Here is a 14,547-nt window from a genome sequence, read left to right on the forward strand (position 1 = left end):
TGTGCCGCGTGTGCCGCGAGCTCCTGCACCGGAGGTGAGCGGCGACGCACCTGCGGGGTGCAAAGCGGGAGCCACTGCCGTTGCACGCCGGGCGTACCCGGCTTCAGCGGGCAATGTGCCGCGTGTGCCCGACCGCTGCTGAGCAAGCTTGCTTGTTTGGGGCGGAGCAGCTATAAAGCCGGGACTTTCCTCTGCAGGTAAAGTCCGGCGATGTTCGTTGGCATGATGAATCGGTATACGAATGCGAACCTGTGAATCTTTCATAGGCTGAAACCTCCATCTAAGGGCTGAATATCCGACTGGAAGCAATGATCTGTTCCAGTAGATATGTTCAATCATATGAGGTCGTCCACTTTGATAGAACCGTTTTAAGAGAACTGAAAGAATGAAAAAAGACAAGCTGAAAACACAAAAAAACCAAGCCCTTGCGGACTTGGTTCCTAGTTGTTTGTAAACATGCTCATACGTTGCATGAAGCTACGTACGTTAAAGCTTAAGCCAAAGAAGGCTGAATCTTTTTGAACAGATTCCCTGTAGTCTCTTCCGGCATCACACGCTCTGTACTGGACGAATGATCCAGCTTCGGCTCTTCTACGGTCACTCTGTAAATGTCCGCACCCAATCCAGTCAGCTTCTCAGCCAAATGAACGTAGCCACGATCGATGTGATGTACACCGGATACTTCCGTTGTCCCTTCCGCAATAAGTCCCGTCAGAATTAACGCAGCACCTGCACGCAAATCTGTCGAGGTCACCTTCGCACCTGTCAGCTTCGCATTGCCGGTTACAATCGCAGAACGACCTTCGACCTTAATCTCCGCATTCATGAGATGAAATTCATCCACATGCATGAAGCGATTTTCAAAGACGGTTTCCGTGATAATGCTCGTTCCTTCAGCAGCAAGTTGAAGTGCCATCATCTGCGACTGCATATCCGTAGGGAAACCTGGATAAGGCAGCGTTTTAACATCAACGGCTTTTAACGGTTTATCCGCAATGACACGAATTCCGTTTTCATCTGGTTGAATGGTTACTCCCATTTCTTCCATTTTGGAGATAACAGGTCCCAAATGATCGGATATTGCACCTTCTACATATACGTTCCCGCCTGTGATCGCAGCAGCAACCATATAAGTACCTGCTTCTACACGGTCGGGAATAACCGTATGCTTTACACCATGAAGTTTTTCGACGCCTTCAATACGAATAACGCCTGTGCCTGCGCCGCGTACCTTGGCTCCCATACCATTGAGGAAGTTCGCAAGATCAACAATCTCAGGTTCCTTAGCAGCATTTTCAATAGTAGTTACGCCCTCGGCAAGAGTAGCGGCCATCATAATATTCTCGGTTGCTCCTACGCTGGCTACATCCAAATAAACTTTGGCTCCACGCAGACGCCCGTTACTTTTAGCTTCAATAAAACCTTGGCCCAGGCTAATCTCGGCCCCCAATGCTTCAAAACCCTTCAAATGCTGGTCAATTGGTCGTGTGCCAATTGCGCATCCGCCCGGAAGCGAAATTCTTGTATGTCCCAAACGTGTAAGCAACGGCCCCATAACCAAAAATGATGCGCGCATTTTCCTAACCCACTCGTAAGGGGCTTCACAGGAAATTATCTTCCGTGCGTCAACACGAATGACCTCATCTTGGTATGTAACGCCTGCTCCTAAGGACTCCAGTACTTTGTTAATAGTCATCACATCGTCTAGAGGAGGTGCATCAATAATAACACTTTCTCCTTCTTCTCCTAGCAGAGAAGCGGCGATGATCGGCAGAACTGAGTTTTTGGCTCCGCTGACTTTGACACTCCCGGTCAATCTGTTGCCACCGCGGACGATAAATTTGCTCATCTATGGTTCCCTCCGCGCGTCATTTCCCTTTTCCTTCATGGAAAAAAAGAACATATTCCGCTATTTTCATACCTTACTTTTTCATTACATAAAAAACAAGATTTTATTAATACCCTAACTGCCATCATACCACTGTTCAAAACAAGTATACAAGCGTTTTTTGTACTTGATGTCCATTGTACTCCAACTGAATCAGTCGGCCATACATGCATGGTTCTTTTGTTTACCATTGTTGACAATATGGAACGATGTTATTCGACAATTCCCGCAGGGACACAGTTATAAAACCCTATAACCCGCTCACTCCATGTTAAAACAATACACTAGAGCATCTGGCTCCACGAGATGTAACTCAACAGGAAACCAGCAACCAATTGCCCGACGATAATAGCAAGAAACAAGTGCAACAATCTGCCTTGCGGTCCTTTGGGGTGCCGGATGATCAAATCCAGCTTTAAGCTCTGTAAAGCCCACCAGGCTAGCGCTATACAGATGAGTGACACGATCATGGAGATCAACGCGGTCATACTCGCCGATTGACTTAACTGTTCAGCCAACTGCTGCTTCCCGTTCATCCGTAATCCCTCCCATCTGCTTCACAGACTTCTTTATAATACTCGGAGCACGCCTAATATGCTAGTCATATTTCTGTTTTCAGAACATTTATTTCGACAAAATATGAACAATTACTTCTGTTTCGTGAATTTAAAAGGTACTATGTACCTAGCTGCCAAGCAAGAAATAGGACTACATATTTGGTGATTATACCTAAAAAAGGGGCCCGATCACAGTGATCGAAGGAAGGAAAGGTTTTCCTCTCCTCCTGCCTGACATTCTCTGGCAGAAGTTATGAAGCGGTCTCCCTGTCATTCCATCCGTATACTATGCCGAACCCTCTTATAATTCCACTAAAACCTAATATTTAATTCTTACTTGGTTCTGATGCTTGTAGCATTCAAACGGTTAAGCGCCCGTTGCAGAGCCACTTCCGCCCGATGATGGTCTATCTGTTCCTGCTTGCTCTGGAGCCGCAGTTCCGCCCGCTCCCTTGCCGCACGGGCACGCTCTACATCAATATCTTCAGAGCGTTCCGCACTCTCAGCCAAAATGACCACTTTATCCTTGCGGACTTCAACAAAGCCCCCATTGACTGCGATCACCTCAGTCTGACCACCGACTTTAATACGTATCGGTGCAATCTTCAAGGGAGTGACCAAGGGAAGGTGTCCGGGTAAAATACCAAGGTCGCCTTCCGAGCCGCGAACACTGATGCTGTTGACCTGCTCTGCATAGACCAGGCGCTCCGGCGTCACAATCTCTAATAAATACGTGCTCACTTAAATCCCTCCTGAAAGCTGTCCACAGACAGCTCACTTCGTAAGGCTCTCGGCTATTCTTTGCCTGTGTACTTACAGCGTTTTGGCTTTTTCTACTGCTTCTTCGATGGCTCCTACAAAAAGGAACGCTGCTTCTGGAAGATGATCATACTTCCCTTCCAGAATTTCTTTGAAGCTTCGTACCGTTTCTTTAACCGGCACATATTTACCCGGGAAGCCGTTAAACGCTTCGGCAACGTGGAAAGGTTGGGACAGGAAACGCTGGATTTTACGTGCACGTGCTACCAGCATTTTGTCTTCTTCACTCAGTTCGTCCATACCCAGGATGGCAATGATATCCTGAAGCTCGTTGTAACGGGCCAAAATTTGTTTTACCCCTTGTGCTACATTGTAATGCTCTTCACCTACAACGTCTGGAGACAAGATCCGGGAGCTTGATGCGAGTGGATCAACCGCCGGGTAAATACCCATTTCGGAAATTTTACGTTCCAGGTTCGTCGTTGCATCCAAGTGGGCAAACGTTGTAGCAGGTGCCGGGTCAGTGTAGTCATCCGCAGGCACATAGATCGCCTGAATGGAAGTAACAGAACCTTTTTTAGTCGAAGTAATCCGTTCTTGCAATTGACCCATTTCAGTTGCCAGCGTAGGCTGGTAACCTACCGCGGAAGGCATACGTCCCAGCAGGGCGGAAACCTCAGAACCTGCTTGGGTAAAGCGGAAGATATTGTCGATAAAGAGCAACACGTCACGGCCTTCTTGATCACGGAAGTACTCCGCCATCGTCAGACCGGTAAGGGCAACACGCAAACGCGCACCCGGCGGCTCGTTCATTTGTCCAAACACCATCGCTGTTTTGTTGATAACGCCGGACTCTCTCATTTCGTGGTACAAGTCATTTCCTTCACGTGTGCGTTCACCTACACCCGCAAATACAGAAATACCGCCATGCTCTTGAGCGATATTGTTAATCAGTTCTTGGATCGTTACGGTTTTACCTACACCGGCACCACCGAACAATCCAACTTTACCGCCTTTGGCATAAGGAGCCAGCAAGTCGATAACTTTAATGCCTGTTTCGAGCATTTCTGCCTGAGTCGTCAATTCGTCGAAAGAAGGTGCCTGACGGTGAATTGGATTTTTTTCTGCTGCACTAATATCAGCACCATTATCAATTGGATCTCCCAGCACGTTAAATACACGTCCCAGAGTAGCCTCACCAACAGGTACCGAAATTGGTGCCCCAAGGTCTACCGCTTCAGCTCCGCGAACCAGACCATCTGTGGAAGACATGGCAATACAACGTACACGATTATCGCCAAGATGCTTTGATGCCTCAAGCGTCAGATTCAGTTTGACTCCAGTCTCCAGCACAGTCCCAATATGAATAGCATTAAGGATTTCCGGAAGCTGACCACGTTCAAATTCAACGTCAACAACCGGACCCTGGATGCTCACTACGCGTCCTTTGTTCATCTTTTGGTTTCCCTCCTACAAGCTTGCACAGCCGCAAATCCGAACATCACTGATTTGTTTTGCGCTCGCAAATGATCATATTAGTATAGACTCTGCTATACAGCAGTCTGCAAAAGCTCATTAAGACTGAGCATTTGCCCCTGCCACAATTTCCGTAATTTCCTGGGTAATAGCCGCTTGACGGGCACGGTTATAGGTCAACGACAGTTCACCAATCAGCTTGGTAGCATTTTTGGTAGCAGAACCCATCGCCGTCATCTTCGCTCCCAACTCACTAGCTTTACCATCCAGCAAAGCGCCGTAGATAAGTGTTTCTGCATAACGCGGCAACAATACTTCCAGCACTCCTTCTGGTGAAGGCTCATACTCGTAATTTATCGAGGATGAAGCTGTAGCCGATTCCGGTGTTGCCATTGGTAACAAACGGTCAACGGTCGGAATTTGAGTCAGTGCGTTGACAAAGCGGTTATAGCATAGATACAGCTCATCAAATTCTTTAAGTTCAAAGCCTTTTACAGCCTTGTTTGCAATCGTTTTGATATCTGAAAAAGCAGGTGTATCCGACAAGTCAGTCACTGACTCTGCAATAGGGAACTCACGACGTCTGAAATAATCCCGTCCTTTTCGTCCGATGATGAAAATCACAAATTCATCCTGTGAACGGTGACGTTCCGCAATCGTCTGCGTAACCTGCCGCAAAATATTGGCGTTATAACCACCAGCCAGACCACGATCAGATGTGATGATGAGATAAGCAGTCTTCTTGACCGGACGCGTCTCCAGCATTGGATGCTTGACGTTATTCGATCCAGAAGCAATACTGCTGACGACTTCCTTAAGCTTCTCTGCGTAAGGGCGAGCCGACTCCGCTTTCTCCTGAGCCTTTCTCAGCTTGGATGCAGCGACCATTTCCATCGCTTTCGTAATCTGCTTTGTACTCTGCACACTTTTAATCTGACGTTTAATCTCGCGCATACCTTTTGCCATGATTTCACCACCTTCAAGCTTTGGCAAGGCCAAAGCTAACTTCGTAAGCAATCGTTAGCTTTGAGAAAAACAAAGCCACTTTGTAAAGATTCAAGCCCAGCCGAACATATGATAAAGGGCCTGTTATTGAGGGTAAAACATGCCAAGGAAGCCAAAGCCCGAGGGGCACGCTTCCTTAGAACATTTTTCGTCATAAACAGGCAAATTCATGTATTAAACCGACGTGGCAAATGATTTTTTGAATTTCTCGATAGCTGCCTTCAAAGCTGCTTCGTTATCAGCCACCAAGTCTTTGGTATCACGGATAGATTGGAGCACATCCTGATAATCAGACACCATGAAAGACAAGAAGTCCTTTTCAAAACGTTTTACGTCCGCTACCGGGATATCATCAAGAAAGCCTTTAACAGCAGTGTACAAGCTCACGACTTGCTGCTCAACAGGCAGCGGCTGATGTACACCCTGTTTCAGGATTTCCATCATGCGCGCGCCACGGTCAAGACGGGCTTTAGTGGATTTATCCAAATCGGAACCGAATTGAGAGAACGCTTGAAGCTCACGATATTGAGCGAGATCCAGACGCAGGGAGCCTGCAACCTTTTTCATCGCTTTAATCTGAGCGGAGCCCCCTACACGGGATACAGAAATACCTACGTTAATCGCCGGACGTTGGCCTGCATAGAACAAGTCAGCTTCCAGGAAGATTTGTCCATCCGTGATGGAAATTACGTTGGTTGGAATGTATGCAGAAACGTCGGAAGCCTGTGTCTCGATAAACGGAAGCGCAGTAAGTGAGCCGCCACCCAATTCATCATTCAGCTTCGCTGCACGTTCCAGCAAGCGAGAGTGCAGATAGAAAACGTCACCCGGATAAGCCTCACGACCCGGTGGACGACGCAGCAACAGGGAAAGCTCCCGGTATGCAGACGCTTGTTTGGTCAAGTCATCATATACGACAAGGACATGCTCGCCTTTGTACATAAAGTACTCACCCATAGCACAGCCGGAATAAGGAGCAATGTACAGCAAAGGTGATGGCTCAGAAGCAGATGCCGTAACAACAATCGTATATTCCAAAGCACCGTGACGACGCAATGTTTCAACAACTTGAGCTACCGTGGATTGTTTTTGACCAATAGCAACATAGATACATTTCATGCCGTTGCCTTTTTGGTTCAAAATCGCATCAATTGCAATAGAAGTTTTACCTGTTTGACGGTCACCGATGATCAGCTCACGTTGACCGCGGCCAATCGGAACCATAGCGTCAATGGCTTTAATTCCTGTTTGCATTGGCTCATGTACGGATTTACGGGCCATAACACCTGGAGCCTGACTTTCTACCGGACGGAATTCCGTGGTAGCAATTGGACCTTTGCCATCGACTGGTTGTCCCAACGGATTAACAACGCGTCCAATCAGTGCGTCCCCAACAGGAACCTGCATGATTTGGCCTGTACGTTTAACTTGACCGCCTTCACGAATGTCAGAGAATGGTCCAAGAATAACGACACCGACATTGCTCTCTTCCACGTTGAGCGCCAAGCCCAATACGCCGTTATCGAATTCAACCAATTCCCCGGCCATGACTTTTTCCAGTCCGTAGACGCGGGCAATACCGTCGCCGACTTCAACAACAGTGCCGACTTCAACGACCTCGATATCATTTTTATATTGTTCAATCTGACTTTTAATCAATGAACTGATTTCTTCAGGTTTGATACTCAAGTGTGTTCACCCCTATCTTCTATACTCGTCTGTTAAAGGATTTCTCAAGACGATCCAGCTTGCCGGCCAGACTGCCGTCGTACAGTGTATCGCCGATAACCACTTTCAATCCGCCCAGCAGACTCGGATCTACTATATTTTCCACACGGATTGTTTTATGTTCACGGGTTCCGAATTCCTCGGCTACCGTTGCTATTTCCTGCTCACTGAGCGCATAGGTGGAATATACCTTTGCATGGGCCAGTCCCAGCTTGTACTCCTGAATCTCAAGGTATCCGGCAAGGAGATCTTCAAACAAATCGGCTCTGCTGCGCTGAATCAACAGCTTAATCGTGTTAATCAGCGAGGTAGACAGCTTGCCTTCAAAGCTGTTGGCCAGAACCTGAAGCTTGACCTCTTCCGTAATGTTAGGAGAATTAATGAACTTACGGATTTCGGCATCCCCCGATACAGCCTCTACAAAAGCACGCAGTTCCTGCTCGGTCTCCATAATGGTCTGCTCCTGCTCTGCCACTTCAAACAAAGCCTTCGCGTACCGTTTGGCAACTACCGTATCCCGGCTCATGCTTTGCCTCCTACCTCTTTAAGGTACTGGTCGACAAGCTCTCCCTGGACTTGGTCTTCCTTGATTTCTTTTTGAAGCAATTTGGAAGCAATTTGTACCGAAGCTTTACCCACTTCGCTGCGCAGCTCGGCAACCGCCTTATTGCGCTCGCTTGTGATTTCACGAACAGCTTCGTCTTTCAGGCGAACCGCTTCGTCTTTAGCCTGAATAATAATTTGCTCCGCTTGCTTGTTGCCAGTTTGTTTCGACTGCTCGATAATGTCATAGGCTTCCTTGCGCGCTTGCTGGAGAGCCTGTTTTTGCTCCTCAACATAGGCAGCAGCCTGTTCACGCGTTTGTGCCGCTTCACTCATTTGCTTCAAAACAAGCTCACGCCGTTTCTCCATAACTGAAAAGAGAGGGCCGAATGCATAACGGGTCAGCAACCAGTACAAGATCAAAAATGCAATGACAGTAAACACGATACTTGTCCAATTTAAATGCAATTGAAGTCACTCCTTTCCGGTGAACGTCAGTCCTAGATCTTTCATATTCAAACGAACAAAGAAGGCGCGGATGGCTGTGCCTTCCCCGCCAAACCTTGCTTCCATTCAATTAAGCACCTGCGTAGAAAATGAATGCCAGAACGACCCCGATGATTGGCAGGGCTTCGACCAGACCTACACCGATAAACATTACTGTTTGCAATGTTGCTTTTGCTTCAGGCTGACGAGCGATACCTTCAACTGTTTTACTTACGATCAGACCGTTACCGATACCAGCGCCCAAAGCGCCCAAACCTACTGCGATTGCAGCTGCGATATATGCCCAAACTCCCATTTTAAAAAATCCTCCTTAGTAATGTGTATTTGTATTTTACATATATTTGCAGTTAAGAGCGAAGCGCACTCCTGAACTTAACTAAAAACCGGAAAATGAGCCTGTCTAATGCTCTTCTTCATGCGTATCAATGGACTGTGAAATATATACAAACGTCAGAATCGTAAAGACGAACGCCTGGATACTGCCGACAAAAATACTGAATCCTTGCCAGACCACGAGTCCCAATACGGAAGCAACCATACCTCCAACGCCAAGTGCTGTCATTTTCAGCAGAACACTGATCAAAACTTCGCCGGCAAAAATATTACCGAATAGACGCATACCATGTGTCAGTAGTTTTGAGAACTGCTCAATCAGGTTAATTGGCAGAAAGAAAGGAAATGGCTGAACGTAGTGCTTAAAGTAAGCTTTGGTGTTACGGAAGATTCCTAGGAAATGAACCAGAACAAAGATCATCAATGCCAGTCCAATGGATACCCCTGCATCTGCGGTAGGTGATTTCCACCAGTTGACACCTACATGGGCAGCTTCGCCCGGATGAGTCGCCTGTGCTTGTTCTAATGCTTCCTTGACCGGAACGATATCATGCCCGAATACTTGTGCGCTTTGCACATTATCGAATTCAGTCACGATTCCGAACGGCAGACCCAGCATATTTCCGACGAAAATGAACATGATCAGCGTCATCCCTAAAGAAAGGAATGGCTTCCCTTTTTTCAAATCCATCGTACTGGAAATGAGTCCTTGAACGAATTCGACAACCCATTCCAAAAAGTTTTGCAGCTTTCCTGGATTGTCCACAGACAAATTGCGCGTTGCAGCAAAAGCCAGTCCAAACACAATAGCGCAGGTCACAACCAGCATAATAATGACGGACAAGTCAATGCTAAACCCGCCCAATTGGATAATCGGTGATTCATGCAACATGTTTTCTCACCCCTTTCTCAGTTGAGCCATCATTTTTCCTGAAGCGCGAATATGATGCCTATAATTAAAAGAAGGAATTGCCCAGTTACAAGGCTTGCCATTACAGCGATCTCATCGAAATAGGCCGGAAATTCTACAGCCAGCACCACTGCCAAAATTGAGGTCGCTAATCGAACGCCAAAGCCAATACCTACCACTCTCTTCTTTCTTTCACCGGCGGCCGCACTCGCAACCTGTCGAATTTTGTAGGCCATATACAGCACATTTAGACAGCTTACTCCCGTTCCCAGAATGATTCCGTGAGCAATATCACGATGTTGGGGCATGAAAGCGGAGACCAGGAAACACAGAGCCATAATCATAAGCGCTACGATCCATAACATTTTTTGCATACGGGTCATCTCATTCATGGTTATCCCTCAATACCTTTCCGATCACAAGGGCAATACTCAATGCGCCTACAACCAAGCCTGCGAGAACGCTTACGCCAATCCAAATTCCGGAGCCACCAAGTTTGGCATCAAGCCATTTTCCGGCATAGAAACCACCCAGTGTGCATACCGTCAGATCAATGCCGATAGCGCTCACCAGTCCAATTGCCTTGAAGGCATTTCCGGTGTTTTTTTGGTTGTTGTTTTGCTTGGAAGGTTTGACCACTTTTCCATGTCACCCCTGCAATTCCAGTCCATTTTACTTAAATATAAGATGCTTTGTCAATTGAGATATTTTAGTGCCCTAAAGTATAAAAATCAGTCGACAAAGCATCTAAAAATGCTGTATCCCTTGGTAACCGTACAGTTTAACTGTATGCTTACCTTGTAAAGGAATATTATAACGAGCGAACACCTTTTGTGAACATTGTGTGAAATTCCTCAGGACGTTCGGATTTAACGCCATAATGGTGCAAAATCGCATTGACAATTCTTACCGAAGCCTGTCCGTCACCATAAGGATTCGCTGCCTGACTCATAGACTCATACAACGCGGAATCCGTCAAAAGTGCCTTGGTTCGATTGTAGACATTCTCTTCACTCGTACCGACCAATTCCAATGTGCCTGCCTCAATTCCCTCCGGTCTTTCGGTCGTATCACGCAGTACCAGTACAGGCACTCCGAACGAAGGGGCTTCTTCCTGAAGGCCGCCGGAATCCGTAAGAATCAGATGCGTGTGCGGATAAAAATTGTGCAGGTCTACAACGTCCAGTGGATCAATCAGCTTAATACGCGGATGGTTGCCTAAAATCTCAAATGCAGGCTCCTTTACAGCCGGACTCGGGTGAACCGGATACACGATGGCGATATCCTCAAATTCGTCCGGGATCCGTTTTACCGCCTTAAAAATTTGACGATGTGGCTCCCCTTGTGACTCCCGGCGGTGAGCTGTCATTAGAATCAAACGTTTGCCTTGAGCCCAATCGAGTACCGGGTGCTCGTAATCCTGGCGAACGGTATACTGAAATACGTCAGTCACCGTATTTCCTGTTACATATATTCGCGATTCAGGTTTATTTTCCTTCCGCAAATTGCCAGCAGATAAAGAAGTAGGCGAAAAATGAAGATCAGACAGCACGCCTGTGAGCTGACGGTTCATTTCCTCCGGATATGGAGAAAGCTTGTTCCATGTCCGCAAGCCTGCTTCCACATGCCCTACTTCGATTTGCTGCATAAAGGCTGCGTAGCTAGCGAGGAAAGTCGTCAGCGTATCACCGTGAACCAGGACAATATCAGGCTTGGCCTCACGCAATACAGGCTCCAACCCCTGAAGTACACGTATGGAAATTTCGTTGAGTGTCTGACGGTCTTTCATCACATCCAAATCATAGTCAGGGTGAATGTTAAAGACCTCCAGAACCTGGTCAAGCATTTGGCGATGCTGAGCTGTAACGCATACCACGGACTCGATATGCTCCGGATGACGCTGAAGCTCCAAAATGAGAGGAGCCATTTTAATCGCTTCCGGACGCACGCCAAAAATGGTCATTACTTTGATTTTAGACATTTTGAGTTGAACCCCTTTTCATAATAAACGTCCGGTTTACAGATCTTTTTAATATGAAAACGACCTGTCCGCAACGTCCATAAATTTGCCGAACCGTCAAAGGCGATTTACTTGGTTCCGTACAAGCGGTCTCCCGCGTCACCAAGACCCGGAACGATATAGCCATGCTCGTCCAGACGCTCGTCCAATGCAGCGACATAAATGTCTACATCAGGATGCGCATCTTGCACAGCTTTGACTCCCTCAGGAGCGGCAATCAGATTCATCATTTTAATTTGAGTGCAGCCTCTCTTTTTCAGCACATCAATAGCAGCAATCGCCGAGCCGCCTGTTGCAAGCATCGGATCAATAACGATCAATTCACGCTCAGTCACGTCTGTAGGCAACTTCGTGTAGTATTCCACAGGCTGCAATGTTTCAGGATCGCGGAACAATCCCACATGACCTACCTTGGCTGCTGGCAGCAGCTTTACGACGCCATCCAGCATACCCAAGCCTGCACGCAAAATCGGAATGAGGCCCAGCATACGTCCAGAAATCACTTTACCTTCTGTCTCAGCAACCGGTGTTTGCACCGTAATGCTTTCCAACGGGATGTCCCTCGTAATTTCATAAGCCATCAAAGTTGCTACTTCATCCACGAGCTCGCGGAAATCCTTGGTGTTGGTCCGCACATCGCGGATAAATGTAAGTTTGTGTTGGATCAAAGGGTGATCACAAACCACCAGTTTTGCCATGATATATTCCCTCCGGTATTATCGTCACGTTCTTCCGCACCAGAATATCGAACATCCTGAATGGAAAGGGATCTATGTAGCCTATTTGTACAAGCCAAATAAGCACAGATGCAGTGCGTGCCTGTAAATCCTGTTTATTATAACATTCCCTTGATTGATTTAACACCTGCCACCGCAACCTTTGGCCAAGAGAAAGATATGTAAAGTAAAATACCTAGCCCTTCACTTTGTGAGTGACTTTTGTCATAGAAAATAGCATCAAAAAAGGCCCTAACGGCCCTTGACCATCAAAGCCTGTCGAGCTTTAAAATCGATGCCATCGTAATTCGTACTACCTTGATGTTTTTTGTAAACGCTTCATTATATATATGTCCAACTCTATGGACTCTGTCAGCTTGAAGGAGGCACCCTTAAACTGCCAGATGGAGCCTTACCATAAACGCTTGTTACCCAAAAATATACATTTCGAGTCGCCAGGAAACAAAAAGAGCTGTCTTCCTCCGACTACAGAAGGAAAACAGCCTTATTCAACCTGGATAAGTGGCCTATATAATTAGTATTGAGTACCCGGATAGATCGGGAATTTTTCAGTCAGCTCGCCAACCGCTTGGCTTGCTTTGGACAATACCGTATCATCCTTCGGATTTTTGAGCGTTTCGGCAATGATTTTACCGATTTTAACCATAGCCTCTTCATCCATACCACGGGATGTCGCAGCAGGAGTACCAATACGAATTCCGCTGGTAACGAACGGACTGGTCGGGTCGAAAGGAATCGCGTTTTTGTTCACCGTAATGCCCACGGAATCCAGTACATGCTCCGCTTCTTTACCTGTAATGTTCAGATTACGCGTATCCAGCAGCATCAGGTGATTATCTGTACCACCCGATACGATGTTGATTCCCTCTGCCAGCAGTGTCTCAGCCAGCACCTGTGCATTGCGAACCACGTTTTGTGCATAGGTTTTGAAAGAAGGCTGGAGCGCTTCACCCAAGGCAACCGCTTTGGACGCGATCACATGCATTAATGGACCACCCTGAGTACCTGGGAAAATCGCCTTGTCAATCGCCTGTGCCCACGCTTTGCGAGTCAGAATCAATCCGCCACGCGGACCACGCAGCGTTTTATGCGTCGTTGTGGTTACAAATTGAGCATGTGGAACCGGGTTAGGGTGAATACCCGCTGCCACCAGACCGGCAATATGCGCCATATCTACCATGAACAGCGCACCTACATCGTTGGCAATGGAAGCAAAGGCTTCAAAATCAATGGTACGCGGATATGCGCTCGCTCCGGCTACAATCAAACGAGGGCGATGCTTGAAGGCCGCCTTGCGCACTTCATCATAGTCAATGCGGAAGTCGTCTTCACGTACGCCGTAAGCAACGAAGTTATACAACAAGCCGGAAGCGTTAACGGGACTTCCGTGTGTCAGATGGCCGCCATGCGCCAAATTCATACCCAATACGGTATCACCGGGTTTGAGCGCTGCCAAATATACCGCCATGTTCGCTTGTGCTCCAGAGTGAGCCTGCACGTTGGCATGCTCGGCACCGAACAATTCTTTGGCGCGATCACGTGCAATGTCCTCGACGATATCTACGTGCTCACAGCCACCGTAGTAACGTTTGCCCGGATAACCTTCAGCATATTTATTCGTCAGTACGGAGCCCATCGCTTCCATAACCGCTTCACTGACGATGTTCTCGGATGCGATCAGCTCGATATTGTGGCGTTGCCGTTTCAGTTCAAGTCCCATTGCTTCCAGCACTGCCGGGTCACTATTACGCAGATGTTCCATCATGATTGATTACTCCCTCTCCATAGTCAATTGTTGGGTATGCTAAAGTACAAAACAAACAGTCCACGCCAAATGCTAGTCACAGTTTCCGCCGTCTTCTTGTTCAAGAGTGTACACTGCCCGTTGTCCGCCAATCAGTGGAGGGCGCGTGTATGCCGCAGTCACACGTGCTTCGCCAATCCAGCGAAGGCTTGGGCGAAACGGAACGGCTATGGGGCGCAGATGCATGCCGATCAGTGTCTCGCCAATGTCTATCCCGGCATGCGCCTGCACGTTCATCGCCAAACACGCGTCGTCCAGTGACCGATAGGCAATGGCAGCC

General features: G+C 47.5%; 16 protein-coding genes and 1 pseudogene. All 17 read right to left on the reverse strand.

The features are described 5' to 3' along the window. Positions 1-264, reverse strand: a pseudogene (locus WG8_RS23350) (stage II sporulation protein D); the annotation flags it as partial. A gap of 229 nt (positions 265-493) precedes the next feature. Then, the gene (murA, locus tag WG8_RS23355) at positions 494-1,849 is read right to left on the reverse strand and encodes a UDP-N-acetylglucosamine 1-carboxyvinyltransferase (RefSeq protein WP_007432741.1); all 1,356 of its coding nucleotides are present in this window, start codon (positions 1,847-1,849) and stop codon (positions 494-496) included. A gap of 323 nt (positions 1,850-2,172) precedes the next feature. Then, positions 2,173-2,424, reverse strand: coding sequence for a DUF1146 family protein (locus WG8_RS23360; RefSeq protein ID WP_007432742.1), 252 nt, complete (start codon positions 2,422-2,424; stop codon positions 2,173-2,175). 354 nt (positions 2,425-2,778) lie between these two features. Next, the gene (locus WG8_RS23365) at positions 2,779-3,186 is read right to left on the reverse strand and encodes a F0F1 ATP synthase subunit epsilon (protein WP_007432743.1); all 408 of its coding nucleotides are present in this window, start codon (positions 3,184-3,186) and stop codon (positions 2,779-2,781) included. Positions 3,187-3,258: 72 nt separating this feature from the next. Then, on the reverse strand, positions 3,259-4,659 hold the full coding sequence (gene atpD / locus WG8_RS23370) for a F0F1 ATP synthase subunit beta (protein ID WP_007432744.1): 1,401 nt from the start codon (positions 4,657-4,659) through the stop codon (positions 3,259-3,261). Between the two features lie 120 nt (positions 4,660-4,779). Then, positions 4,780-5,646 (reverse strand): ATP synthase F1 subunit gamma, encoded by an 867-nt coding sequence (gene atpG, locus WG8_RS23375; RefSeq protein ID WP_007432745.1) that lies wholly within the window; start codon positions 5,644-5,646, stop codon positions 4,780-4,782. Between the two features lie 213 nt (positions 5,647-5,859). After that, entirely contained in the window at positions 5,860-7,374 is a 1,515-nt protein-coding gene (atpA, locus tag WG8_RS23380) for a F0F1 ATP synthase subunit alpha (protein WP_007432746.1), read from the reverse strand. A 19-nt stretch (positions 7,375-7,393) separates the two neighbouring features. After that, positions 7,394-7,939 (reverse strand): F0F1 ATP synthase subunit delta, encoded by a 546-nt coding sequence (locus tag WG8_RS23385; RefSeq protein ID WP_007432747.1) that lies wholly within the window; start codon positions 7,937-7,939, stop codon positions 7,394-7,396. Continuing rightward, on the reverse strand, positions 7,936-8,424 hold the full coding sequence (gene atpF / locus WG8_RS23390; RefSeq protein ID WP_007432748.1) for a F0F1 ATP synthase subunit B: 489 nt from the start codon (positions 8,422-8,424) through the stop codon (positions 7,936-7,938). The genes WG8_RS23385 and atpF overlap by 4 nt, the downstream gene beginning before the upstream one ends. A gap of 109 nt (positions 8,425-8,533) precedes the next feature. Then, the gene (gene atpE / locus WG8_RS23395) at positions 8,534-8,758 is read right to left on the reverse strand and encodes a F0F1 ATP synthase subunit C (RefSeq protein WP_007432750.1); all 225 of its coding nucleotides are present in this window, start codon (positions 8,756-8,758) and stop codon (positions 8,534-8,536) included. 105 nt (positions 8,759-8,863) lie between these two features. Beyond that, on the reverse strand, positions 8,864-9,688 hold the full coding sequence (gene atpB / locus WG8_RS23400; protein ID WP_007432751.1) for a F0F1 ATP synthase subunit A: 825 nt from the start codon (positions 9,686-9,688) through the stop codon (positions 8,864-8,866). A gap of 29 nt (positions 9,689-9,717) precedes the next feature. Next, complete coding sequence (locus WG8_RS23405; RefSeq protein WP_007432752.1) at positions 9,718-10,098, reverse strand: ATP synthase subunit I; 381 nt, start codon at positions 10,096-10,098, stop codon at positions 9,718-9,720. Then, positions 10,091-10,345, reverse strand: coding sequence for an AtpZ/AtpI family protein (locus WG8_RS23410; protein WP_007432753.1), 255 nt, complete (start codon positions 10,343-10,345; stop codon positions 10,091-10,093). Before WG8_RS23410 ends, WG8_RS23405 begins: the two co-directional genes overlap by 8 nt. Before the next feature lie 172 nt (positions 10,346-10,517). Next, positions 10,518-11,687 carry a non-hydrolyzing UDP-N-acetylglucosamine 2-epimerase gene (gene wecB / locus WG8_RS23415; RefSeq protein ID WP_007432754.1) on the reverse strand — a complete coding sequence of 390 codons (1,170 nt, stop codon included), beginning with the start codon at positions 11,685-11,687 and terminating at the stop codon, positions 10,518-10,520. 107 nt (positions 11,688-11,794) lie between these two features. Continuing rightward, complete coding sequence (gene upp, locus WG8_RS23420) at positions 11,795-12,424, reverse strand: uracil phosphoribosyltransferase (RefSeq protein WP_007432755.1); 630 nt, start codon at positions 12,422-12,424, stop codon at positions 11,795-11,797. A 553-nt stretch (positions 12,425-12,977) separates the two neighbouring features. Further along, the gene (glyA, locus tag WG8_RS23425) at positions 12,978-14,228 is read right to left on the reverse strand and encodes a serine hydroxymethyltransferase (RefSeq protein ID WP_007432756.1); all 1,251 of its coding nucleotides are present in this window, start codon (positions 14,226-14,228) and stop codon (positions 12,978-12,980) included. Between the two features lie 72 nt (positions 14,229-14,300). Continuing rightward, the coding region (locus WG8_RS29120; RefSeq protein ID WP_007432757.1) for a DUF436 family protein at positions 14,301-14,547 on the reverse strand (247 nt) is incomplete at its 5' end.

It is taken from the genome of Paenibacillus sp. Aloe-11 (assembly GCF_000245715.1).
GTDB lineage: Bacteria > Bacillota > Bacilli > Paenibacillales > Paenibacillaceae > Paenibacillus > Paenibacillus kribbensis.